This window comes from Kitasatospora sp. NPDC057904 (assembly GCF_042887925.1).
Classification (GTDB): Bacteria; Actinomycetota; Actinomycetes; order Streptomycetales; family Streptomycetaceae; genus Kitasatospora.
The window spans coordinates 189,335-213,038 of record NZ_JBHVOL010000005.1 but is presented as its reverse complement, the minus strand read 5'-3'; the positions used below and the strand labels follow the sequence as shown (position 1 = coordinate 213,038).

At 74.4% G+C, this 23,704-nt stretch carries 20 protein-coding genes; 9 read left to right on the top strand and 11 right to left on the bottom strand.

Annotated features, from left to right (window positions below; translation table 11 throughout):
- Both ACFVSN_RS15400 and ACFVSN_RS15395 read left to right on the top strand, forming a co-directional pair.
- Entirely contained in the window at nt 1–2,178 is a 2,178-nt protein-coding gene (locus ACFVSN_RS15400) for an FUSC family protein (protein WP_387955418.1), read from the top strand.
- Nucleotides 2,175–2,969: a TrmH family RNA methyltransferase gene (locus tag ACFVSN_RS15395; RefSeq protein ID WP_387955416.1), complete on the top strand. Its 795-nt coding sequence runs from the start codon at nt 2,175–2,177 to the stop codon at nt 2,967–2,969. Before ACFVSN_RS15400 ends, ACFVSN_RS15395 begins: the two co-directional genes overlap by 4 nt.
- A gap of 19 nt (nt 2,970–2,988) precedes the next feature.
- Here the strand turns inward: ACFVSN_RS15395 and ACFVSN_RS15390 are convergent, their stop codons facing one another.
- The 5 genes from ACFVSN_RS15390 to ACFVSN_RS15370 all read right to left on the bottom strand — a co-directional run bounded on the left by ACFVSN_RS15390 (nt 2,989) and on the right by ACFVSN_RS15370 (nt 9,638).
- Nucleotides 2,989–4,311 (bottom strand): peptidoglycan-binding protein, encoded by a 1,323-nt coding sequence (locus ACFVSN_RS15390; protein ID WP_387955414.1) that lies wholly within the window; start codon nt 4,309–4,311, stop codon nt 2,989–2,991.
- A 219-nt stretch (nt 4,312–4,530) separates the two neighbouring features.
- Nucleotides 4,531–5,463, bottom strand: a complete 933-nt coding sequence (locus tag ACFVSN_RS15385) for a pyridoxamine 5'-phosphate oxidase family protein (protein WP_387955412.1) — start codon at nt 5,461–5,463, stop codon at nt 4,531–4,533.
- 13 nt (nt 5,464–5,476) lie between these two features.
- The gene (locus ACFVSN_RS15380) at nt 5,477–5,947 is read right to left on the bottom strand and encodes a VOC family protein (RefSeq protein ID WP_387595477.1); all 471 of its coding nucleotides are present in this window, start codon (nt 5,945–5,947) and stop codon (nt 5,477–5,479) included.
- A 212-nt stretch (nt 5,948–6,159) separates the two neighbouring features.
- Complete coding sequence (locus ACFVSN_RS15375; RefSeq protein WP_380439703.1) at nt 6,160–7,197, bottom strand: hypothetical protein; 1,038 nt, start codon at nt 7,195–7,197, stop codon at nt 6,160–6,162.
- A 275-nt stretch (nt 7,198–7,472) separates the two neighbouring features.
- Nucleotides 7,473–9,638, bottom strand: a complete 2,166-nt coding sequence (locus ACFVSN_RS15370; RefSeq protein WP_380497466.1) for a protease pro-enzyme activation domain-containing protein — start codon at nt 9,636–9,638, stop codon at nt 7,473–7,475.
- Nucleotides 9,639–9,893: 255 nt separating this feature from the next.
- Between ACFVSN_RS15370 and ACFVSN_RS15365 the strand changes: the two genes are divergently transcribed.
- Nucleotides 9,894–10,460 carry a CGNR zinc finger domain-containing protein gene (locus ACFVSN_RS15365; protein WP_387955410.1) on the top strand — a complete coding sequence of 189 codons (567 nt, stop codon included), beginning with the start codon at nt 9,894–9,896 and terminating at the stop codon, nt 10,458–10,460.
- A 49-nt stretch (nt 10,461–10,509) separates the two neighbouring features.
- Here the strand turns inward: ACFVSN_RS15365 and ACFVSN_RS15360 are convergent, their stop codons facing one another.
- The 3 genes from ACFVSN_RS15360 to ACFVSN_RS15350 all read right to left on the bottom strand — a co-directional run bounded on the left by ACFVSN_RS15360 (nt 10,510) and on the right by ACFVSN_RS15350 (nt 15,273).
- A complete protein-coding gene (locus ACFVSN_RS15360) occupies nt 10,510–12,003 on the bottom strand; it encodes an FAD-dependent monooxygenase (protein ID WP_387955408.1) in 1,494 nt (497 codons plus the stop codon).
- Between the two features lie 146 nt (nt 12,004–12,149).
- Nucleotides 12,150–13,847 (bottom strand): phenylacetic acid degradation protein PaaN, encoded by a 1,698-nt coding sequence (paaN, locus tag ACFVSN_RS15355; protein WP_380503710.1) that lies wholly within the window; start codon nt 13,845–13,847, stop codon nt 12,150–12,152.
- 160 nt (nt 13,848–14,007) lie between these two features.
- Entirely contained in the window at nt 14,008–15,273 is a 1,266-nt protein-coding gene (locus tag ACFVSN_RS15350) for a glycosyltransferase family 39 protein (protein WP_387955406.1), read from the bottom strand.
- Nucleotides 15,274–15,592: 319 nt separating this feature from the next.
- On the opposite strand from ACFVSN_RS15350, the gene ACFVSN_RS15345 reads away from it, so the two are divergent.
- Nucleotides 15,593–16,177 carry a TetR/AcrR family transcriptional regulator gene (locus tag ACFVSN_RS15345; RefSeq protein ID WP_380439691.1) on the top strand — a complete coding sequence of 195 codons (585 nt, stop codon included), beginning with the start codon at nt 15,593–15,595 and terminating at the stop codon, nt 16,175–16,177.
- Between the two features lie 55 nt (nt 16,178–16,232).
- Here the strand turns inward: ACFVSN_RS15345 and ACFVSN_RS15340 are convergent, their stop codons facing one another.
- A complete protein-coding gene (locus ACFVSN_RS15340) occupies nt 16,233–16,679 on the bottom strand; it encodes an Lrp/AsnC family transcriptional regulator (protein ID WP_078859968.1) in 447 nt (148 codons plus the stop codon).
- A 163-nt stretch (nt 16,680–16,842) separates the two neighbouring features.
- On the opposite strand from ACFVSN_RS15340, the gene pdhA reads away from it, so the two are divergent.
- The 4 genes from pdhA (at nt 16,843) to ACFVSN_RS15320 (ending at nt 22,129) form a co-directional block, all read left to right on the top strand.
- Nucleotides 16,843–17,982 (top strand): pyruvate dehydrogenase (acetyl-transferring) E1 component subunit alpha, encoded by a 1,140-nt coding sequence (gene pdhA / locus ACFVSN_RS15335; protein WP_380439689.1) that lies wholly within the window; start codon nt 16,843–16,845, stop codon nt 17,980–17,982.
- Nucleotides 17,983–18,062: 80 nt separating this feature from the next.
- Nucleotides 18,063–19,025 carry an alpha-ketoacid dehydrogenase subunit beta gene (locus ACFVSN_RS15330; RefSeq protein WP_380439733.1) on the top strand — a complete coding sequence of 321 codons (963 nt, stop codon included), beginning with the start codon at nt 18,063–18,065 and terminating at the stop codon, nt 19,023–19,025.
- Between the two features lie 5 nt (nt 19,026–19,030).
- Nucleotides 19,031–20,326: a dihydrolipoamide acetyltransferase family protein gene (locus ACFVSN_RS15325; RefSeq protein ID WP_387955595.1), complete on the top strand. Its 1,296-nt coding sequence runs from the start codon at nt 19,031–19,033 to the stop codon at nt 20,324–20,326.
- Nucleotides 20,327–20,557: 231 nt separating this feature from the next.
- Nucleotides 20,558–22,129, top strand: a complete 1,572-nt coding sequence (locus ACFVSN_RS15320) for a globin domain-containing protein (protein WP_387595485.1) — start codon at nt 20,558–20,560, stop codon at nt 22,127–22,129.
- Between the two features lie 17 nt (nt 22,130–22,146).
- Here the strand turns inward: ACFVSN_RS15320 and ACFVSN_RS15315 are convergent, their stop codons facing one another.
- On the bottom strand, nt 22,147–22,689 hold the full coding sequence (locus tag ACFVSN_RS15315) for an NUDIX domain-containing protein (protein ID WP_380439685.1): 543 nt from the start codon (nt 22,687–22,689) through the stop codon (nt 22,147–22,149).
- A gap of 184 nt (nt 22,690–22,873) precedes the next feature.
- The gene (locus ACFVSN_RS15310; RefSeq protein ID WP_380439683.1) at nt 22,874–23,254 is read right to left on the bottom strand and encodes a phage holin family protein; all 381 of its coding nucleotides are present in this window, start codon (nt 23,252–23,254) and stop codon (nt 22,874–22,876) included.
- A gap of 108 nt (nt 23,255–23,362) precedes the next feature.
- Between ACFVSN_RS15310 and ACFVSN_RS15305 the strand changes: the two genes are divergently transcribed.
- Nucleotides 23,363–23,680: a cupin domain-containing protein gene (locus ACFVSN_RS15305; RefSeq protein ID WP_380497488.1), complete on the top strand. Its 318-nt coding sequence runs from the start codon at nt 23,363–23,365 to the stop codon at nt 23,678–23,680.
- Nucleotides 23,681–23,704: the final 24 nt, after the last annotated feature.

Genomic DNA, 23,704 nt, shown 5'->3' with positions numbered 1-23,704 from the left:
ATGTCCTGGTTCGCCGCGCTACGTGACACCGCGCGGACCGGACTCACCCTCGACCGGGCGCTGACCGACCCCAAACGGGCGGCGCGCGGGGCCGTCGCCGTGGGGCTCGTGCTGTTCCCGACCCTCGCGCTCGGCGGGCCCTCGCTCGCGACCTCGGCCGCGATGGGCGCGTTCATCGCCGGGACGGCCACCTTCCAGCGCAGCTTCCGGCCCCGGGCCAGCCTCGCCGTCGCCGCCGGGATCGGGCTCGGCACCAGCACCTTCCTCGGGTACCTGGCCGTCGGCGTCTTCGGGCTGTTCCCGGCGCTGCTCGCGGTGTGGGCCTTCGCCGCCGGACTCGCCTGGGCGATCGGGCCGACCGCCGGGGTGGTCGCGGCCAACACCGTCTCGGTGATGCTGATCGTCGTCCAGCTCCCGGTCGGCGTGCTCGCCGCGCTCGGCCACGGACTCGTCGCGGCCCTCGGCGGCGTCGTCCAGGCCGCCGTCATCACCCTGTGGCCGATCGGCAGTTGGACCGCCCAGCGGGCGGCACTCGCCGACACCTACGCCGAACTGGGCGACTACGCACGGCGGTTGCGGCAGGACCCGACCGCGCACATCGACCCCGCGCCGTTCATGACCGCCCGGCACGCCGCCGCCCTCACCCCCTGGCAGGACCGCCACCGGCCGCCCGAACTGCGCGGCCTGCGCGGCATCGCCGAACGCATCCGCCCCACCCTCGCCGCGCTCGCCGACCCCAAGGTCGGCGCGCCGGCGGAAGGGCCGCAGCGCGACCGCGCCCGGGAGGTCCTCGCCGCGTCCGCCGAGGCCATGGACGCCCTCGCCCGGGCCATCAGGACCGGTGATCCCGTCCGCCTCTCCCGCACCGCGCCCGTCTACGCGCTCGCCGCACCCGTCCCGCTGGCCGCACCCGAGGCGGACGGGCGGCTGCGGGGTGCGGCCAAGCGCTCGGCCCGGCGGCTCGGCGGGCTGCTGCGCAAGGCCGCCGACACGCTGGACCGCGGCGACGTGGACACCGTCACGGTGCCCGTCGTCGGGGCCGGCGGCGCCCTGCACAAGCCGCCGCTGTTCCGGATGCTGCCCGCCGCGCTGCGGGCGGTGCGGCGGCAGGTCCGGCCGCGATCGGCGGTCTTCCAGCACGCCGTCCGGCTCACCGGGGTCGTCACGGCCGCGTACCTGCTGGCGCGGGCCGCCGGGTTCGAGCACGGCCACTGGGCGCCGATGACCGCCGCGATGGTCATGCGGCCCGACTTCGCCCAGACCTACAGCCGGGGCGTCGCCCGGCTCGCCGGGACGGTCGTCGGGGTCGCCGTCTCGACCCTCATGGTCCAGCTGGCGCACCCGGGCGAGTGGGTGCTCGCGGCGCTGGCGGTGCTCTGCATCGGCGGGGCCTACCTGACGCTGCGGACCGGGTACGCGCTGATGACCGTCGGCATCTCGTCGTACGTCGTCTTCCTGCTCGGACTGCAGCCGGGCGACCCGCTGACGACCGCCTTCGAACGGGTCGGGCTGACCCTGCTCGGCGGATCCGTCGCGCTCGTCACGTACGCGCTCTTCCCGACCTGGCAGACCGCCCGGCTCGGCGAGCGGCTCGCCGAGTGGCTGGCCGCCGCCGGGCGGTACGCGGCGGCGGTGATCGACGGCTACGAGGACCCGGCGGCGCCGCGCGGACGGGACGTGCGGACGGCGCTGCTGGACTCCCGGGAAGCGCGCTCCGAACTGCTCCAGGCGATGGAACGGGCCGACGCCGAACCGGGACGGCACGCGTCCGGACTGCCCGGGGTGAGCCGGCGCCGGATCGACCGGGCCAGGGCCGCGGTCGGACGCCTCGGGCGGGCGGCCGTCCTGCTGGAGGCCCACCTGCCGGCCGGCGACGCCGAGCCGGTGCCGGGGGCGGCCGGGTTCGCCGAGGAGCTGCGGCTCGGGACGGCGCTCGCGGCGGGGGCGCTGCTGACCGGGCGGCCGGTGGACTTCGGGGCGGTGCGGGGGGCGCAGGCGCAGTTGGAGAAGCGGCTGGCGGAGGTGCCGGAGGGGGTGCAGCGGGATGTGCTGTGGGCAGGGGTGCGGTTGCTGATGCAGGCGTTGAAGGAGCTGGAGCGGGCTTTGCGGGGGCGGGAGGACGTTCGGGGGGTGGACGCGGGTGGCGGTGAGCCCGCGGACGGCGGGGTGGAAGCATGAACGCCATGAACGGCATGAACGGCGTGGACAACGTGGACGACGTGGTGCGCGGCTGGCGGGCGGTGGAGCGGGAGCCGGGGACGGTCCTGCTGGACGGGTTCCACCCGCTGAAGCACGCGCTGCGCTTCGGCGGGGAGGTCCGGCAGGTGCTGACCGCGGACCGGGCCGCGCTGCTGGCGCTCGCCGCCGAGCTGGCCGAGGACGTCGGGCCGGCGTTGGCCGGGCTCGCGGTGGAGGTGCCGGAGACCGCGCTGCGGACGCTGGCGCCCCGGCTGCACCCGACCGGGGTGATCGCGCTGGCGGTGCGGCCGTCCGCCGGGGCGAACCGGGCCGCGCTCGGGCACCGGCCCCGCCGCGCGCCGGTCGTGCTGCTGGAGAACCCGCGCAACCTGGGCAACGTCGGCGCGGTGATCCGGCTCGCGGCGGGCTTCGGCGCCACCGGGGTCGTCACCACCGGCGACCTCGACCCCTGGCACCCGACCGTCGTGCGCGGCAGCGCGGGCCTGCACTTCGCGACCGCGGTCGAGCGGCTGGCCCTGCCGGAGCTGCCCGCCGGGCCGCTCTACGTGCTGGACCCCGAGGGCGCGGACATCCGCACGCTGGCGTTCCCGGACGACGCGCTGCTGGCGTTCGGCACCGAGCGGCACGGCGTCTCGGCGGAGCTCAAGGCGCGTGCGGACCACCTGGTCGCGGTGCCGATGCAGCCGGGGGTGTCCAGCTTCAACCTCGCGACGAGCGTCGCGATGGGGCTCTTCCACTGGATGTCGGGGCGCCCGCCCGGCCGCGGCTGAGCGGGCGGGCGCCGGGGCGTCAGGAGAACAGCCGCCGCCACGTCTCCGGGCCCGGGTAGCCGTCGGCGTCGGTGCCGCTCCAGCCCTGGGCCTGCTGGAAGGACTGGACGTTGGCGCGGTCGCCCTCGCCCCACTGCGGGCCGGGGCCGATGGTGTAGGCGGCGCCGAAGCCCTTGCGGACGAGCTGCTCGCCGAGCTGACGGACGGAGTCGTTGTTCGCGCCGGGCCCGAACCGGTCGGCGCCCGGGTACGCGGGTGCGCCGCTCGCGGGCGGGGGCGGGGGTGGCAGTGGGGCGCCGGCGTCGATGTTCCGGCCCTTGCCGTTGACCAGGTAGTCCCAGGTGTCCTTGCCCGGGATGCCGTCGGCCTCGCCGCCGCGCCAGCCCTGGGCGAGCTGGAAGGCCTCGGTGGCCTTGCGGTCGGCCTCGCCCCACTGCGGGCCCGGGCCCTCGGAGTAGAACCGGGTGCCACCGCGCTGCACGAGCATCCGGCCGAGCTCGGTGACGTACGCGTTGTTCGCGCCGGGGCCGAACTTGTCGGCGCCGGGGAAGGCCGTCGAGGGGGTGCCGTCGTTGCTGCCGCCGGAGAGGCCGGTGTAGCGGTACGGGACGTACGAGCCGGGGTTGTTCCAGTACGCGTACGGCGTGCTGCGCTTCGTCGTGCCGGGGGCGGTCTGCTCGTAGGCGACGTAGCGGGTGCGGGTGGAGTCGGTCCAGCCGCCGAAGATCGTCGCGTGCGAACCGGCCTGCGGGTTGGCCGGGTTGTTGTAGATCAGGACGTCGCCGGGCTGGAGGTCGGCCTTGCCGATCCGCTCGGCGAAGTTCGGCAGGGTCCAGGTGGTCTGGCTGCCGTCCAGGCCCCAGGCCATCGAGACGAAGCCGGAGCAGTCCTGCCGGTAGCCGTCCGACCAGTAGCGGCCCATGCCGTACGGCACCCGCTGGTCGACCCAGCTCTGCGCGCGCTGGATGATCCGGGCCCTCGTCACCGGCTGGGCGGAGGTGCGCGGGGTGGTGTCGGTGCCGCCGTCGTCCTCGCCGTAGAGGCTGCTGACCTCGCCCTGCGGGTTCTGCGGGGTGGCGCTGCTGCCGCCGCCCGGGTTGGGCGCGGGGGCGGCGACCGCCGCCGTCGCCGCGGCCGCGCCGCCGCCCATCGCGGTGCCGACGGCGGCCACCAGGACCGCCGCCCGGCGGCGGACGCTGCGGGCCGCGGCGTGCCCGCCCTCGTGCACTGGTGCGGCGTGCAGCCGGGCGCGGCGGCGGGCGTTGCAGCCCCCGCATATGCAGTCGTCGCCGGGTTCGACCTCGACGAACTCCAGCAGCGGGGACGGGTCGGCGCCGGTCATGGTCCACCTCTTCCTGGTCGGTCTGACGGTGTGGCAGGACTGACCTTCCCGGGCCGGTTCCGCGTGGTACCGGGACCAAGGTCCCAAAGCGGGCGGGCCGCGGCGCGGCGGGCTGGGCCGCGCGGGTGACGGCCGTTCGGCGGCCTGGGCGTGGCGGGGGTGGAGGGGAGACGGTAGTGCCGGCACCGGAGCTGACGGCGGCTCGGCCGGTCGGCGGGGTCAGTCGGCGGCTCGGTCGGCGGGGTGCGGGTTGGCCGGGGAGTACTCGGGGTCGGTCCAGGCCAGCGGGGTGGCGTCGGCGAGTTCGACGACGCCGGTGACGGCCAGTTCGACCATCCGCTGGGCGCCGGGCACGCCCGCGCGGGCCCCGGGGGACCAGTCGGTGCGGGCCTCGCCGGTGACGAGCAGGGCGCCGCCGGTCTCCCAGTCGGGCAGGAGGAGGCCGGCCCGCGGGTCGAGCTCCAGGTTCCCGAGCGTCATGAACATGCTGTTGCCCTGGTACTCCGGCCAGACCAGCCGGTCGGGGGCCGCGGCCCGCAGGAAGCCGGGGAAGCCGCCCCGGTGGGACGCGTCCACGCTGCCGTCCGGGCCGACGGTGGCGACAAAGAACGTGTCGGTGGTGGCGGCGGTCAGCCGCTGAGCGGTGGAGAGCGCCGGCCCGGCGGACACGGCGCGCGGGGCGCCGGCGGACGGGCGGTCGAGCGGGGTGCGGCGCTGGATGTACTTCGGGCAGTTGGAGACGACCTGGTCGGCGGTGATCACCAGGCCGTCCCGGCGGTCCGGCACCGAGCGGCCGTTGAGCCGCATCCGGCGCCGTCCGGCCGGGTCGAGGGCGATGGTGCCGACCCGGGCGGGGCCGGCCAGGGCGGCGGCCAGCGGGTCGTCCCCGGCGGGGCGCGCGGCGACCGTCATGGTCCGCTCGTCGCCGGCCTGGAGGAAGCCCGGGGCACCGGCGAGCTGGGTGGCCCAGACCCGGCCGTCCGGGTCGGCGGCGCCGACCACGAGCGTCCGGCGCTCGGTGAGGAAGCGGGCGGCGACCGGCGGGATGGTGCCGCGGATCGCCCGGCCGGCGTGGTCGGCGCGCTCCCGCACGCCGGCCAGCGCCTGGGCGGCGAGCTCGCCGGGGTGGTAGGGCGTGACGGGGGTGGTCACGGCGGCCTCCGGCCTAGAAGAAGCCGCAGGTCGGGGCGTCCGCCGTGGGCGCTGCGGCGCCCGTCGCGGCGACTCCGGTGCGGGCGTAGATCTCCAGCCGGATGCCGTCGGGGTCGGTGAAGAAGATGCCGCCGGAGTCCGAGCCCTCGCCGTGCGGCACGACCCCGTCGTACGCGAACTCGGCGCCGAGCTCGCGCAGTCGGTGCTCGGTGGCGCGGACCTCGTCGAGGCTCTCGACCTCGAAGGACAGGTGGTGCAGGCCGGGGGAGGCGGTGGCGAAGGTGCCGGTGCTCTGCTGCCAGAGGGTGACCACCAGGCGGCCGTCGCGGCCCATCAGGGCGTAGCGGCGCTCGGCGTCGGTGCCCTCGTGCGTCACCTGGACGCCGAGGACGGCGCGGTAGAACGCGATCGAGCGCTCCAGGTCGGTGACGTTGAGGCCGACGTGGCCCGTCTTCAGGGTGTGGATCAGGGCGGGGCTGGACATGCCTGGACGCTCCCGTGGCTGGGTGGTCCGGAGGGGCTCGTGCCTAACCGGTACTCATGAAGTTAGTGGTTAGGTGATGGAGCGTCAACCAGTATCAGGGCATGCAGGGGTTAGGTGGTGGCGGCATGAGGGCGCGGCGGTGTGAGGGCGCGAGGGCGCGAGGGCGCGACTGAGCGGGAAGGGGGGAACGGGAGTGGGGAGCCGCGCGGCGGCTACTCCCACTCCCACCGGATGCCGATGTGGCCCGGCTGCTGGTCCGGGGAGAGCACGTGGGCGCTCGCGGAGGCGCCGATCCACAGCTGCTCGCGGCGGCTGTCGACGTCCTCGCCCGGGTCGCGGTCGTACCGCTCGCAGTGCACCGGGACGGCCGCGGGGTCGAAGTGGACCTGGAGCACGTACTCGCGCACCTGGGTCGCGAAGCGGCGGCTGTACTCCAGCGTCGGGCCGCCGGGCGGGATCTCCACCTCGTACTCGAAGACCGTGCTGTCGCCCAGGCCGAGCGGGCGGTCCAGCATGATCTCGCCGACGGTCAGCCCGGCCTCCGGGCGGCGGCGGACGCGGCCGAGCCGGCCGTGCCGGACCGAGGTGATCTCGGGGCAGCCGGTGGCCTCCTCGTCGGCCTTGTGCACGACCAGGCAGCGGCCGACGCCGGCGACGGTGGCGCGGACCACCTGGCGCATCCGCAGCAGGTTGCCGCGGCGATGGGCGTCGACGTAGTACGAGTCGTGGATGCTCAGCCGCTCCAGCTCGCCGGCCGGCGGGGCGTCCAGCTCGGCGAAGATGTCGGCGATCTCCTGCTCGCCGGGCCAGACGTCCTCCAGCCCGAGGTGGCAGGTGTTGGCGGCGGCGGCCCAGCGGCCGCGCGGGCGCGGCGGGCCGAGCAGCGAGGACAGCGAGCTGTGCGGCAGGCCGAGCAGTTCCTCCAGCAGGTGGACGGCGCGCAGCGAGCTGGCCCGCTCGGGCTGGCTGCGGCCGCGCCGCCAGTAACTCAGCGTCGTGACGCTGACCCTGACGCCGCGTTGGGTGAGCGCCGCCCGGATCCGGTCCAGGCTGAGGCCGCTGGCCTCGATCGCCAGGTGCAGGGTGTCCGCGAAGCCACCCGCGGTGGCGGGCCGGCCGGCGGCCGGCGATCCGGCGGGCGGCAGGGCCGCCGGTACCGGCGCGGGCGCGAGTACGGGCGGGCCGGTGCGCTCCGGGCGCTCTTCGACCAGCCGGAGTCGCGCGGCGTCCTGGGGCTGCTGTGCGGCCATGCGGTAACCCTCCCCACCAGGTGAGTTCGGCGGGACCGGGTCGGCGCCGGGGCGCGCCGCCAGCGGCTTCACCGAGCTTTGGGGAACCCTATGCACGGTCGAGAGGCTACGTCATCCGTCGTGCGTATGACAGTGGTCACGGGAGGTGAACCGCAGGGTTAGCGATCTTGAAACATTGCGGAAACACGCATCGTCCCAGGTGGTGACGTATAACACACCGCCGGGGCGGGCCCTGACGGCGCCGCCCCGGCGGGGTCTCGGTTACCAGAAGGTGATCAGCCGACGTTCAGGGCGACGTCGTCGATCACGAAGCTGGTCTGGTTCGAGCCGTCCTCGGTGCCGGTGAACTTGAGGGTCACGGTCTGGCCGGCGAAGGAGGTCAGGTCGACGGTGCGCTGCACGTAGCCGGCGGCCGCGTCCACGTTGGACCAGGTCTTCAGCGTGGTCGAGTTCGCCTGCAGGGTCAGCGTGTCGTACGCGGTGCTGCCGCTCTCGGCGGTGTCGATGTGCAGCCAGAACGTCAGCGACGCGGACGTGCAGCCGGCCGGGATCGAGACGGTCTGCGACAGGGTGTCGGTGTGCGAGCTGCCGTAGCCGTCCAGCCAGGCCTTCCAGCTGCCGCCGTGGGCCGGCTGCGAGCTGCTGTTGTCGACCACGCCGCTCGACGTCGTCCACGGGGCCGCGGTGCCGGACTCGAAGCCGCCGTTGCCGATCAGCTGGGCCGCGGTGCAGCCGCCGGTCGGGGGCGGGGTCGGGGTGCCGCCGCCGCCGAGCAGGGCGGTGGTCAGGGCGTCCGCGACCGGGGAGCCCCAGCCGGTGACCTGGTCGTAGCCGGTCTTGGCCGGGAAGTCCTGGTTCGAGCCGGTCTTCACGTCGTGGAACGTGCTGCCGTAGCTGCTGCTGTTGGCGACGGCGTACAGGCGCGGGCTGGCCTCACCGAGGGCGGACTGCCCGGCCGCCTTGGCCTTCTGGTTGAACTGGGCGGCGTAGCCGGACCACAGCGGGGCGGCCGCGCTGGTGCCGCCGTAGACCTGCCAGGCGCCGGCGGTGTAGATCGCGAAGCCGCTCGCCGGGTCGGCGTTGGAGGCGACGTCCGGGACGGTGCGCATGGTGCCGTTGACGCCGGTGCCGGTCTGCCAGGTCGGCTTGCTGAAGACGGTGGACACGCCGCCGCCGGCGGTGCTCCAGGCGCTCTCCGAGGAGTAGGCGTTGCCGGAGACCTTGAGGTTGGTGCCGCCGACACCGGTCTGGTGCGGGCTGGAGGCCGGGAAGTCGACGGCCTTGACGGTCGAGCCGCTGGTCGAGCGGGTGCAGTCGCGCGAGCCGTCGTCGCCGGAGGCGGAGAAGATCGAGATGCCCTGCGCGGCGGCCTGCTTGAAGGCGTTGTCGACGGCGGTCATCGAGGCGGCCGTGGTGTCCGGCTCGCAGGAGCCCCAGGAGATCGAGATGACCGAGGCCTTGTTGTCGGCCACGATCTTGTTGGCCATGTCGATCTCGCCCTGGTCCGAGTTCGGGGCCTCGTAGATCAGCTGGGTCGCCTTGGGGGCGGCACCGCGGACGATCTCGCTGTCCAGCTCGACCTCGCCCTGGCCCTGGCCGGGGGCGGAGTCGTAGTTGGCGCCGTCGACCGAGACCGTGGAGACGGCCGGGCCGGAGAGGCCGTACTGGCTGTCGTAGGTGGTCAGGTCCGAGGACGTGTAGCCGTCGAACTCCCAGAGGGCGACGGTGACGCCGGTGCCGTCGGCGCCGGTCTTGTCCAGGTTGTAGGCGCCGTCGTACTGGGCCGGGCCCACGCCGTTCGGGGTGGCCGAGGCCGCGTTCGGGGTGACGGCGTGCGGGGTCGCCAGGCGGTTCTTGCGGACCGCGTGGTTGTCCAGGCCGTGCACGCCCTGGACGACGTCGGCGAGGTCGGCCGGGACGGAGGCGGCCGCGTCGTTCGCGTAGAACGCGCGCTGCAGCTGCGGGTCGACGTAGGAGCTCTCGTGGGTGCCGAAGGCCTGCGAGACCTGGTCGTTGGTACCGCGGGCGCTGACGACCTGGCGGTTGGCGCTCACCTCGGTGACCGTCAGGCCCTGGCCGGCGAGGTAGGCCTTGACCTGGTCGACGGCGGCCTGGGTCGGGCCGAACCGCTGGTTGAACTGCTCCGGCGTCAGGTAGTGGCCGTACTCCGGGGTGCCCGGGGTGGTGACCGCCGCGAGGAAGCGCTCCAGCTCGTCGGCGTTGCGGAGCTTCAGGCTGACGGCGACCGAGATCTGCTGCTCGGCGGGCACGTCGCCCTTCTTCTCCGAGTGGGCCACCGCGGGGTTCACGGTGTTCGGCAGCTCGATGCGGGGAGCGGCGTGGGGGGTGGACGCGGCCTGCGCGGTCGTGACGCCGAGCGAGACGGCGGTCAGCGGCAGCACGGCTATGGCGGCCGCGAGGGCGAGGGTGCGGGGGCGCAACGGATCCTCCTCTGGCCGGATGTGGGGTCCGGCAAGGGGCACTTGACGCTCTGGGGTAGAACGCTGGCTAGAACATGACAGAACAACTCCGGGGATTGGCTCATGGTCAGGCAATTCGTTGCTAAAAAACAGTCAAGTGTGGAACGCCGGAACGGCAGGTGTTTCATACAGTGAATGATCGGAAATTCGGCGGTGGTCCACACCAGTTGGGGCTTCCGAGACGGCCGTAGAATCGCGTGGAGCCGAGGGAGAACGATGACTGACGTGAAGGCGGACCCGAGGGACCCCCGCCCGCTGATCGGCGAGCCGCTGGCGCTCGACCTGCTCAACACGCGCTGGGCCGGCACCCCCCTCAACGACCTGCTCGGCGAGCCCGACGGGTACGGGATCTGGCTCTCCTCCGCCGGGCTGGGCGAGCGCTGCGAGGCCGACGCCGCCGGGCTGGCCGCGGTGCTCAGGGCCCGTGAGGTGCTCGGGGCCGCGGTGCGGTCGCTCAGTGAGAACGGGGAGTTGGGCGGGGCCGCGCGGGCCGGGCTGGACGAGGTGCTCGCCCACGGACGGATCCGGCGGACGGCCGGCGCGGGCGGCGCGGAGGACCGGATCGAGGTCGACGAGCCGCAGTGGCTGGCGGCCTGGCTCGCGGTGGACGACTTCCTCGGGCTGGTCGCGCAGGGGGCGCACCGGGTGCGGCAGTGTGCGCACGACGCCTGCATCCTGCACTTCTTCGACGCGTCGCAGAACGGGCGGCGGCGGTGGTGCCGGATGGCCGTGTGCGGGAACCGGGCGAAGGCGGCCCGGCACTACGTGAAGGCGAAGGGCTAGCGCGGCGTTCTCCCGCGCCCCGTACGGGGCGCGGGAGAACGAAGGGTCCTCAGTTCGTCGTCGGGGCGCCGAGGTGGGCGGTGAGGGCCTCGGTGACGTCGCGGTGGCCCGGGTCGACGGCGGCCCAGGCGGCGTAGCCGTCGGGGCGGATCAGCAGGACGGTGTCGCGCAGCTTGCCGTGCGGGTCGGCGGGGGCGGTGGTGACGAGCCGGCCGGCCCAGGGGGTGGCGGCGCTCTGGACGTCGTTGCTGACCAGGACGAACTTCCCGGCGCGCAGCGCCTCGTAGAGCCGCTCGGGTGCGGCGGGCTCGTCGTCGCGGGGCTTCTCGATCGCGGTCAGCCGCAGGTCGGGGACGCGCTTGCCGACCAGCGGGTGGGCGTCCTTCGGGGCGGGGTAGGCGATGTCGATCCCGGAGACCAGCCGGGCGCCGCGCTCGGTGACCGGGTCGAGGTGGCCGCCGAGCGCGGTGAGCGCGCCGCGCAGGGCGCGGGTGGGCGCGGACTCGGCGAGGGCGAGCCGGATCAGGGCGCCGGAGGTGCGCAGGACCATCTTCCCGACCGGGTGGCGCTCGGTCTGGTAGCTGTCGAGCAGCGCGTCGGTGGCGTGGCCGCGCAGCACGGCGGCGAGCTTCCAGGAGAGGTTGGCGGCGTCCTGGAGGCCGGTGTTCATGCCCTGGCCGCCGGCCGGCGAGTGGCAGTGCGCGGCGTCGCCGGCCAGGAAGACCCGGCCGGAGCGGTAGTTGGGCACCTGGCGCTCGTCGCTGTGGAAGGTGGAGGCCCAGCGGGCCTCGTGCATGCCGAAGTCCTCGCCGATGGCGGCCTCGGTGATGGCGGCGATCCGCTCCAGCGAGGGGGTGGTGCCGTCCGGGACGCGCTCGGTGCGGTCCCAGGCGATGACGCGGTGGTAGCCGTCGCCGAAGGGGGCGAGGAAGGCGAAGCCCGCGCTGCCGGCGCCGACGGTGATGGTGTTCTCGGGCTCGCGCTCCAGCCGGACGTCGGCGAGCAGGACGGAGTCGACCACGGACTCGCCGGGGTACGGGACGCCGAGCAGCTCGCGGACGGTGGAGCGGACGCCGTCGGTGCCGACCGCGTAGCGGGCGCGGTGGGTGGTGCCGTCGGCGGTCTCCAGCGTGACGCCCTCGGCGTCCTGCCGCAGGCCGGTGACCTCGCTGCCGCGCACGATCGTCGCGCCGGCCCCGACCGCGCGCTCGTGCAGCAGCCGTTCGACGTTGTACTGCGGGGTGATCAGGACGAACGGGAAGCGGGTCGGCAGGTTGCCGAGCTCGACGCCGAAGCGGTTGAACATCTTCAGCGAGGTGAGCGGCCGGCCGGTGGCGATGAGGTCGTCGGCGAGGCCGCGGGCGTCGAGCATTTCGAGCGTGCGGGCGTGCACGGCGAAGGCCCGGGTGAGGTTGGACTCGGCGCCGCGCTTCTCCAGGAGGGTGACGGCGAGGCCGGCGGCGGCGAGGTCGCCGGCCAGCAGCAGGCCGGTCGGTCCGGCGCCGACGATCAGGACGTCGGTGACGGTCTGCTTCGCGGTCATGTGTCAGCTCCCGGTGGTCGGAGGGCGGTTGGACGCGTCGTTCGGCGTCCCTCCAGCCTCCATCATCCCCCGGCCCGGGCGCGGGGTGTGAACCGCCGGGCCCCGGCGGTCGGTGACCGCCGGGGCCCGGTGACGTGCCGGAAGGCTCAGCCCTGCCGGCGGATCTCCACCGTGCGGAACCGGTTGGCGACGAACGCGCCGTCGCAGTAGGCGGCGTTGGCGGCCGGGTTGGCGCCGGTGCCGTGCAGGTCGGAGAAGGCGGCGGTCTGGTTGGGGAAGACGCCGCCGGTCAGGTTGAGCGAGAGCGAGACGCCGGCGTCCAGCACGGCCTCCACCAGCAGGGCCTCGACCTCGGGGGAGGTGGTGTAGCCGGTGGCCGTCATCGCGCCCTTCTCGCGGACGGTGGTGCGCAGCAGCTCGACCGCGGCGGCGGTGGACTCGACGGCGACGGCGAAGGAGACCGGGCCGAAGCACTCGCTGCGGAAGACCGCGCGGTCGTCCGGCTTGTCGGCGTCGAGCTTGACCAGGGCGGGGGTGCGCACGGTCGCGCCGGGGAACTCGGCGCAGACGACCGCGCGCGGGGCGAGGACGAGTTCGCCGTACTCGCCGCCGGCCGCGGCGGCCGAGCGCTGGAGCACGCCGGGGTTGACGACGGCGCCGAGGACGGCGGCGGCGCGGGCGTCGTCGGACAGCAGGCCCTCGATCGCGCCGGCGAGGTCGGCGACGACCTGGTCGAAGGACTTGTCGCCCTGGTCGGTGCCGATGCCGCCGCGCGGGATCAGCAGGTTCTGCGGGGTGGTGCACATCTGGCCGCTGTAGAGCGAGAGCGCGAAGGCCAGGTTGCCGAGCATGCCCTTGTAGTCGTCGGTGGAGTCGATGACGACGGCGTTGACGCCGGCCTTCTCGGTGTAGACCAGGGCCTGCCTGGCGTGCTCCTCCAGCCAGTCGCCGAAGGCGGTGGAGCCGGTGTAGTCGATCATCCGGATCTCGGGGCGGACGGCGAGGTCCTTGGCGACGGTGCCGCCCTCGTGCTCGGCGGCCAGGCAGACCAGGTTCGCGTCGTAGCCGGCCTCGGCGAGCACCTCGCGGGCGATCGCGACGGTCAGCGCGAGCGGCAGGACGGCCCGCGGGTGCGGCTTGACGAGCACCGGGTTGCCGGTGGCCAGCGAGGCGAACAGGCCGGGGTAGCCGTTCCAGGTGGGGAAGGTGTTGCAGCCGATCAGCAGCGCGAGGCCGCGCGGGACGACGGTGAACTCCTTGCTCATCACCAGCGGGTCGCGCTTGCCCTGGGGCTTGGTCCAGCCGGCCTGCCGGGGCAGCCGGGTCTGCTCGGCGTAGGCGTAGGCGACGGCCTCCAGGCCGCGGTCCTGGGCGTGCGGGCCGCCGGCCTGGAAGGCCATGCCGTAGGCCTGGCCGGTGGTGTGCATGACGGCCTGGGCGAACTCGTGCGAGCGGGCGTTGATCCGCTGCAGGATCTCCATGCAGACGGCGGCGCGCTCCAGCGGGCTCGCGGCGGCCCAGGCGGGGCGGGCGGCGCTCAGCGCGGCGATCAGCGCGTCCGGCCCGGCGTGCGGGTAGGTGATGCCCAGCTCCACGCCGTACGGGGAGGTCTCGCCGCCCACCAGGTCGCCGTCGGTGGGGTGGCCGTCGAGGGCGAACGGGGCGCCGAGCAGCGCGTCGAACGCCGCCTTGCCGTCCGCGGGGCCGCTCTCGCCGTACGCCTTCGGGAACTCGGGGTAGGGCGACCAGTAGTCGCGCTTGGCGGCGGCGTCGAGCGCGGCGTCCAGGGTGGCCTGGTGGCGCGCGACCAGCTCGCTGACGAGGGGGTGGGTGACCGCGGACATCTGTTCGCTCCTCAGAGAGCCTCGGGGAGGAAGACGGGACACGTCACAGAGTAACCGAACGATCGGTCGGCTCAAGAGGGGGAAGGGATTTGGTTCCGGAGAAGAGAACGGGGGCGCGTCCGTGGCGGACGCGCCCCCGGAAGCGGGGAGGACGGGCGGTCTACGGCACGCCGAGCTCGAAGATGACGTACCCGGCGTACCAGCCGGACGCCGCCGCCGCGGTGCCCAGCACCGTCGCCAGCACCGGCCAGCTCAGCTTGCGCATGCCGATGGCGAGCGCGATGAACAGCGGGAACGCGGGCAGCAGGTAGCGCGAGACGTTCCCGAAGATGCCCAGGCTGCCGAGCACCGAGACGATCGTGGCGAGGGTGTAGGCGGTGAGCACCAGCGGCGGGCGCAGCCGGACCAGCAGCACGATCAGGGCCGGCAGGGTCAGCACGATCAGGGTCGCGAAGAGGTCCGGCAGGGCGAAGGCGAACGGGTAGTCGTTGCGGCCGAGCATCACGCCGCGGATCGCGTGGAAGGTGCCCTGGCCCCAGTCGAAGTAGTGCAGCCAGGCGTCGTGCTGGAGGCGGAAGTAACCGCCCCACTCGCCGGTCCGCCACCCCACCCAGCCGACGTAGCCGAGCAGGCCGAGCGGGGCGAGCAGCATCGCGGCGAGCGGGCGCAGGACACCGCTCTCCCGCCGCCACAGCTCGACCAGCGCGGCCAGGCCGACGGCGCCGATCAGGGCGGCCGCGGTCGGGCGGTTGAGGCCGGCGAACAGGGTGATCACGCCGGCCGCGACCCACTGCCTGGTCATCACGCAGTAACAGGCCCAGGCGGCCAGGGCGACGAACGTCGAGTCCGAGTAGAGCGCCCACTCGGCGCCGGAGCCGGGGGCGACGGCCCAGATGCCCGCCGCGATCACGCCCGCGCGGGGGCCGGCCAGCCGGTCCACCACGGCGTAGATGCCGGCGGCGGCGAACAGCGAGGCGACCACCGACACCAGCATCCCGGCGCCGTACAGGCCGAGGCCGGTGACGTCCGAGGTCAGCCGCATCAGGCCCGGGTAGAGCGGGAAGAACGCGGCCGAGTTCTGCTCGATGCTGAAGCCGACCTGGCCGCCGGGGACCGGCACCAGCGCCGGGTGGTAGCCGAACTGCGCCACCTGCTGGTACCACCAGCCGTCCCAGCTGGCGAGGACGTCCCAGGGGTTGGCACCGCCGCCGAAGCGGGGGTGCTTCCTGGCGTACTCCCCGGAGAACGACAGCAGCTTCATGAAGACGGTGAAGCCGATCAGCTTGAGCACCGCGTAGCACCACACGGCGGGCCCGAAGCGGACGGCCAGGGCGCGGGCGCGTCCCTGCCAGCCGGCGGCGGGTGCGGCCGGTTCGTCGTTGCGCTGTTCTGGCACGTCGGACTCGACTGCCGGTATTGCGGTCATCGGACTGGACCCACCCTGCTGGCCGTGGACGATCGTCCGGAGATTCTAGGGCCTGGCGCCCACCTCCCGTCGTGCCCGAAGGGCGCCTGGCGGCGTTGGGGTGCGTGGATCGCAAGGCGGAGGAGGGAGGCGATGCGGAGCATCGGGCGACCGACGACAACGCGGTGAGGCGCGTGCCCCGGCGCCGCCAGGCAGGCGGGAGGTGGGCGCCAGGCGCTAGGGGCCTGTGCCCATCCTCCTGGTGCGGACCAACGAGGCGGCTGCGGCCGGGCGGAGACCCGATCGCGTGGGGCCGGGTGGGGCCGGGGATACTCGGGGGATGGCCGATCACACCACGCGTCCCGCCTACACCGTCGAGTCGCTGCTCGCCGTGACCGTCGACGTGTTCAACGAGCGCGGGTACGACGGCACCTCGATGGAGGACCTCTCGCGGGCCGCGGGGATCTCCAAGTCCTCGATCTACCACCACGTCCGCGGCAAGGAGGAGCTGCTGCGGCTCGCGGTCGGCCGGGCGCTGGACGGGCTGTTCGCGATCCTGGCCGAGCCGGCCGCGGTCACGGGTCCGGCCGTGGTGCGGCTGGAGCACGTGGTGCGGCGCACGGCCGAGGTGCTGCTGGCGGAGCTGCCGTACGTCACCCTGCTGCTGCGGGTGCGCGGCAACACGGCCACCGAGCAGTGGGCGCTGGAGCGCCGCCGGGAGTTCGACCACCAGGTCGCCGAGCTGCTGCGGGCGGCCGTCGCGGACGGCTCGCTGCGCGCGGACGTCGAGCCGCGGCTGGCCACCCGGCTGCTGTTCGGCATGATCAACTCGATCGTCGAGTGGTACCGCCCCGGCCTCAAGGCCGCGGACGGCGTGGCCGACGCCGTCGTCCACCTGGCCTTCGACGGGCTCCGCGCGCGGTAGCCCACTGGGGCGTGTCTGTCGGGTCAGGCCGGGTGCCGCGACGCCAGGGCACGCCCTAGTCCGGCGGAACCTGGTCGGTCTCCTCGAACACCAGCATCGTTCGTGTGCCGAGCACCTGTGGGATGGACTGGATGCGGTTGAGCACGAGCTCCCGCAGGGCGTGGTTGTCGGCGGTGTGCACCAGCAGGAGGACGTCGAAGTCGCCGCCGACGAGGGCGATGTGCGCGACGCCCGGCAGCTCCAGCAGCTGCTCCCGCACCGTGCGCCAGGAGTTCTGGACGATCTTCAGCGTGATGTACGCGGACGCGCCCTGACCGGCCCGTTCGTGGTCGACCCTGGCCGTGAAGCCGCGGATGACGCCGTCCTCGACCATCCTGGAGATCCGGGCGTACGCGTTCGCCCGGGACACGTGCACCCGCTCGGCGACCGAGCGGATCGAGGCGCGACCGTCCTGCTGCAGCAGCCGCAGGATCGACCGGTCGACACGGTCGAGTCTGGACATCTGTTCAGCCGACATGACCCCCCACCCTCACCGATTGGACGCACTGCCACCAGTCGACCTCCGCTCAGGCCGAATGTCCACCACCTTGTCACGCTTCTGGTCAAGATGAACAGACGACCGAACAATCGGTAGGGAGCCCCCACCACCCCCGGAGGTGCCCGAGATGACCGTTCTCGACCACAGACACTCCACGGCGGTGCCCGGCTGGATGCCCGGGGCCACCGCCCCCCGCACCGACCCGGCCCCGTTGCTGCCGGACGCCTCCCCCGTCCGCGTGCTCGGCACGCCGGCGCTGGAGAAGCAGGACCCCGCCCTGCTGCGCGAGCTCTACCGCCGGCTCGTGATCGGCCGCCGCTACAACCAGCAGGCCACCACCCTGACCAAGCAGGGCCGGCTCGCGGTCTACCCGGCGTCGGCCGGCCAGGAGGCCTGCCAGATCGCCGCCGCGCTGGCGCTCGGCGAGCAGGACTGGCTGTTCCCCAGCTACCGCGACACCCTCGCCGTGGTCTCCCGCGGCGTCGACCCGCTGGAGGCGCTGACCCTCCTGCGCGGCAACGCCCACACCGGGTACGACCCGCGCGCCACCCGCACCGCCCCGCTCTGCACCCCGCTCGCCACCCAGGCCCCGCACGCCGTCGGCCTGGCGCACGCCGCCCGGCTGCGCGGCGAGCCGGTGGTCGCGCTCGCCATGCTCGGCGACGGCGGCACCAGCGAGGGCGACTTCCACGAGGCGCTGAACTTCGCCGCCGTGCTGCGCGCCCCCGTGGTCTTCCTGGTGCAGAACAACGGCTACGCGATCTCCGTCCCGCTCACCGCGCAGTCCGCCGCGCCCAGCCTGGCGCACAAGGCCGTCGGCTACGGCATGCCGGGCCGCCTGGTGGACGGCAACGACGCGCCCGCCGTGCACGGCGTGCTGGCCGAGGCCGTCGAGCGGGCCCGCACCGGCGGCGGCCCGACCCTCGTCGAGGCGCTGACCTACCGGATCGACGCGCACACCAACGCGGACGACGCCACCCGCTACCGCACCGACGACGAGGTGGCGGCCTGGCGCGAGCACGACCCGATCCTGCTGTTGGACCGCGCCATGCGCGAGCTCGGGATCCTGGACGACGAGCTGGTCCGGCGGGCGGCCGACGAGGCGGAGGAGCTGGCGGCCCGGATGCGGGCCGAGTTCCACGCCGACGCCGAGCTGGACCCGATGGCGCTGTTCGCCCACGTCTATGCCGAGCCGACCCCGCAACTGCGCGAGCAGGCCGCCCAGTTGTCCGCCGAGCTGGCCGCCGAGGCCGAGGTGCAGCACTGATGAACTCCGCCCACCCGTCGCCCGCCCCCACCCTTGGCCGAGCTGCTGCGCAGCGCACCTCTGGCCCGCGCACCGCCTCCATGGCGCAGGCGCTCAACACCGCGCTGCGGGACGCCATGCGCGACGACCCGGCGGTGCACGTGCTCGGCGAGGACGTCGGCGCGCTCGGCGGCGTCTTCCGGATCACCGACGGGCTGACCGCCGAATTCGGCCCGGACCGCTGCCTGGACACCCCGCTGGCCGAGGCCGGCATCCTCGGCACCGCCATCGGCATGGCGATGTACGGGCTGCGCCCGGTCGTCGAGATGCAGTTCGACGCCTTCGCCTACCCGGCGCTGGAGCAGCTGTTCTCGCACGTCGCGAAGATGCGCAACCGCACGGCGGGCAGGCTCCCGCTGCCGATCACCGTCCGCATCCCGTACGGCGGCGGCATCGGCGGGGTCGAGCACCACAGCGACGCCTCCGAGGCGTACTACACCAGCACGCCCGGCCTGCACGTCGTCACGCCCGGGACGGTGGCCGACGCCTACGGGCTGCTGCGCGCCTCGATCGCCTCGGACGACCCGGTCGTGTTCCTGGAGCCCAAGCGGCTCTACTGGGGCAAGGACGGGTTCGACCCGACCGCGCCGGTGGAGCCGATCGGCCGGGCCGTGCTGCGGCGCACCGGCACCTCGGCCGTCCTGATCACGTACGGGCCCTCGCTGCCGGTCTGCCTGGAGGCGGCCGAGGCGGCGAAGGCCGAGGGCTGGGACCTCGCGGTGCTGGACCTGCGCACCCTGGTGCCGTTCGACGACGAGACGGTCGCCCGCGTGGTGCGCTCGGTCGGCCGGGCCGTCGTGGTGCACGAGGCGAGCGGCTTCGGCGGCACCGGCGCGGAGATCGCCGCCCGGGTCACCGAGCGCTGCTTCCACCACCTGGCCGCGCCGGTGCTGCGGGTGACCGGCTTCGACATCCCGTACCCGCCGCCGATGCTGGAGCACCACCACCTCCCCGGGGTGGACCGGATCCTGGACGCGGTCGCCCGGCTGCAGTGGGAGGACTGAGGATGATGCCCGTCGTGCGCGAGTTCACCCTGCCCGATCTCGGTGAGGGACTGACCGGGGCGGAGGTGGTGCGCTGGATGGTCGAGGTCGGCGAGGTGATCGCCGTCGACCAGCCGGTGGTGGAGGTGGAGACCGCCAAGGCCGTGGTGGAGGTGCCCTGCCCGTACGGCGGGGTGGTCACCGCGCGGTACGGCGAGCCGGGCGAGGAGATCGCCGTGGGCGCGCCGCTGGTCACCGTCGCGGTGGCCGCCGCGGGCGGGCCGGCGGACGCTCCCGTCGCCGCGCCGTCCGCCGAGGTGGAGCGCCCGCTGGTCGGGTACGGGGTGGCGGAGTCCCGGGGCGCACGGCGTCGCCGGGTGGGGGCTTCCTCGGCTCCGGCTCCGGCTCCCGTTCCCGTCCCCGTTGCCCCTGTGGTGGTCGCCGCGGCGCCCGCCGTGGTGCCGGTGATCTCGCCGCTGGTGCGGCGGCTGGCCCGGGAGCAGGGGGTCGACCTCGCGGCGGTCGCGGGCAGCGGGCCGGACGGGCTGATCGTGCGGGCGGACGTCGAGCGGGCGGTCGCGGCCAAGGTCGCCGCTCCGGTCGCCGCTCCCGCCGCGGTCGCCTCCGCCGCGGTCGAGGGCGTCGTCCCGCTGCGCGGGCTGCGCAAGGCGGTGGCGGAGAAGCTCAGCCGCAGCCACCGGGAGATCCCCGCCGCGACCTGCTGGGTGGACGCTGACGCCACCGAACTGATGTCGCTGCGACGGCAGTTGAACGCCACGCCCGGTCCGAAGGTGAGCGTGCTGGCGCTGCTCGCCCGGATCTGCACGGTCGCGCTGGCGCGCTTTCCCGAGCTCAACTCCAGTGTGACGGAGGACGGTTCGGGCATCATCCGGCACTCGGTGGTGCACCTTGGCTTCGCCGCGCAGGGCGAGCGCGGGCTCGTCGTCCCGGTGGTGCGGGACGCGCACGCGCGGAGCACCGAGCAACTCGGCGAGGAGCTCGCCCGGTTGACCGAGTCGGCCCGGAACGGCTCGCTGACCCCGGCCGAACTGACCGGTGGCACCTTCACGCTGAACAACTACGGCGTGTTCGGCGTGGACGGCTCCACCCCGATCCTCAACCACCCCGAGGCGGCGATGCTCGGCGTCGGCCGGATCGTCGCCAAACCGTGGGTGCACGAGGGGCAGTTGGCGGTGCGCGAGGTGACGCAGCTGTCCTTCACCTTCGACCACCGGGTCTGCGACGGCGGCACGGCGGGCGGGTTCCTGCGGTTCGTCGCGGACTGCGTGGAGCGGCCCGGGATGTTGCTGCGGCAGCTCTGACCGGGCCCTTCTCGAACCGCGGTCGCCCTGAATAGACGGGGGAGCCACTCAGGGCGACCGTGGAATGAGTGACACTAGCGCGTTCCCGGGCCGGGCGTCCGGGCTTCGCGTGATTTGTCGGATGAGCACTTCGGGCGTGCCACGCTGCCTAGGCGTCAACAGGGACAAGCCAGGTGGTGGCGTAGGCCGGCCGGAGGCGAAACGATTCTCTTGGGTACTCGAAACGTTGCGGTGAAGCCCCGCAGAACACTTCTGGTCCGCACCGGGCACGGCTCGGCGGGGGTCTCCTCCGTCCCGGGCCTGCCGGAACTCCCCCCGGACCACCCGGCCCCCGGACGGGCGCAGGCCCCCGTGCCTCCCCCGATGCCGCTCGACCCGCCGGACCTCCCGCCTGTGGAGGCGCCGACGGCCGTCCTGCCGGTGCTGCCGGACCTGGTCACCGGGCCCGTGCGGCCGGCGAGCCCCGAGCCTGCGGCCCCGCTCGCCGCGCCGCCCGCGGCCCCGCCCGCCGCCCCGCCGTTCCGGCCGCTGTTCGCCGACGCTCCCGGCCTCAACTGGGCCGGACCCGGAGACAGTTGGAGCCAGGCCTGGGCCGTGCAGGCCCTCGCCGAGGGCGGTCCGGCGCCCGCCGCGCTCGCCGGCGGCACCTGCTCGGCCGCCGAACTACCGCCCACCGCACGGGACATCGAGCTGATCCGGGCCAGTCTGGCGGTCGTCGAGCCGGTCGCCGACCGGGCCACCGCGCACTTCTACGCGCTGATCTTCCTGCACCACCCCGAGGTCCGCGCCCTCTTCCCGGCCGCCATGGACGTCCAGCGCGACCGCCTCTTCCGCGCCCTGCTGGCCGCCGCCCGCGGTGCCGACGACCCGGCGGCCCTGCGCGCCCACCTGAGCGCGCTCGGCCGCGGCCACCGCCGCTACGGCACGCTGACCGGCCACTACGGCCCGGTCGGGGAGTGCCTGGTGCAGGCCCTGGCCAGGTACGCGGGCAGCCGCTGGGACGCCGCGACCGAGCTGGCCTGGCGCCGGGTCTACCGCCTGGTCTCGTCGATCATGATCGAGGCCGCGGAGGAGGCCGCCCGCACCTCGCCGCCGTGGTGGCACGGCGAGGTGGTGCGGCACGAGCGCCGCACCCGGGACGTCGCGGTGATCACCGTCCGCCCGGACCAGGCCTACCCGTTCCGCGCCGGGCAGTACACGAGCCTGGAGACGCCCTGGTGGCCGCGGGTGTGGCGGCACTACTCGTTCGCCTCGGCGCCGCGGCCGGACGGGCTGCTGACCTTCCACGTCAAGGCCGTCCAGGCGGGCTGGGTGAGCAACGCGCTCGTCCACCGCGCGGCGCCGGGGGACGTCCTGCGGCTCGGCCCGGCGGCCGGGGCGATGACCGTCGACCACGGCTGCGGCACCGACCTGCTCTGCCTCGGCGGCGGCACCGGCATCGCGCCGATCCGGGCGATGGTCGAGGAGGTCGCCGAGCACGGCGGTCCCGGCCGCCGCGTCGACGTGTTCTACGGGGCCCGCAGGCCCGCCGAGTTGTACGACCTGGACGGGCTGCGCGAACTGGCCGGGCGGTGCCCGTGGCTCACCGTGCGCCCGGTGGTCTCCGGCACCGGCCCCGCCGGGGGCGCGCTGGCCGGTGAACTCCCCGAGGTGGTGGGCCGGTTCGGACCGTGGGCGGGCCGGGAAGCGGTGCTCAGCGGGCCCGCCGCGATGGTCCGCCGGAGCGTCGGGGCGCTGGTGCGCGCCGGGGTGCCGGTGGAGCGGATCCGGCACGACCTGGTGGGGGACCTGGCCGCGGGCTGAGGCGCCGCCGGCCGGGCTCAGCCGAGGTCGGGGGCGAGCAGGGCGCGGATGCCCTCGATGTTGGCCGCCAGGTAGGCCCGCAGCCGGGGCGGGACGACGTTGACCGACGTGACGCCCTCGCGCGTGAACGGCAGCCGGACCACCTCGTACTCGCCGTTCGGGTCGTCCACCTCGGGCCCGTGCCGGCGGCTGAGGTCCATCGAGGCGAGCCGGCACACGAAGAAGTGCTGCACCTTGACCCCGTGGGGGTGGAGCAGCGTGCCGTCGTCGTGGTGCGTGTGGCTGATGGTGTCGACGAACGCGGGCACGACGTCGACGACCTTGCCGCCGAGCTCCTCGTCCACCTCGCGGTGCAGCGCCTCGACCACCGTCCGGTCGCCGCGCTCCACCCCGCCGCCGGGAGTGATCCAGTACGGGTGCGGGGAGCCGGGGCGGACCCGGCGGATCACGACGAGGCTGGCCGGGCCGTGCGGGTCCGCCGGGTCCAGCTCCAGCAGGATCGCCCGGGCGGTGCGCTTGACGACCGGGCGGGGTGGCGGGGTGCGGTTGTCGGGACCCATGGCCACCTCCGGGACGCGAGCGTTGTGCGGGAGTCTGCCGCAGCCGGGCCGGGACGAAACGCCGACCCGCCGGGGTGCCTCCGATCGGGGCGCGGCGGCCCGGGGCGGCCGGAGAAGGGGGAGGGCCCGTCCCCGGTGAACCACCCGGGTACGGGCCCTTCCCACGACGCGGCGGCCGCTGCGCTCAGTCGTCGTCCAGGGCCAGGTGCAGGCCCCACGAGACCAGGCTGATGATCAGCGAGCCCAGCAGCGCCGGCACGAAGCCGGTGACGTGGAAGTCGAGGCTGAGCCGCCCCGACGCCCACGAGGTCAGCAACAGCATCAGGGCGTTGATCACGAAGGTGATCAGGCCCAGGGTCAGGATGAACAGCGGGAACGAGAACAGCTTGACGACCGGCTTGACCAGCCAGTTGACCACGCCGAAGACCAGCGCGACGGCCACCACGGTGATCGCCTTGTGCTGCCAGTCGGTGTTGGCGTCGGTGAGTTGGATGCCGGTGACGATCCAGGCGGCGACCCAGATGGCCACCGCGTTGATCAGCGTTTTGAGAACGAAACCCTTCATGGCGACCAGCCTGGCAGGCCGCCGGGGGCGCAGGGAAGCTCCCGCCGGGCATGTTGGTGTTGAATGCCGGTGGTCCCGGAGGTGGACGGAGAAGGGAAGACGGCACCGGTGAAGCTGTTCCGGCTGGACGAACTCGACGCCGAACGCGCGGCCAACGACGGCGCGTACCTGCGGTTCCTGCGCGAACCGCGGATGTCCGCCGGGCTGTACGCGCTCTCCCCCGGCGCCACCGACCCGCAGACCGCGCACGACCAGGACGAGATCTACCAGGTGATCAGCGGCCGGGCCGAGCTGACCGTGGGCGGCGAGACCGCGACCGTCGGGCGCGGCACCGTCGTGTACGTGCCGGCCGGGACGCCGCACCGCTTCCACCACGTCACGGAGGAGCTGCGGGTCCTGGTGGTCTTCTCGCCCCCGGAGGACTGACCGGCAGGCTTTAGGGTCGGACGC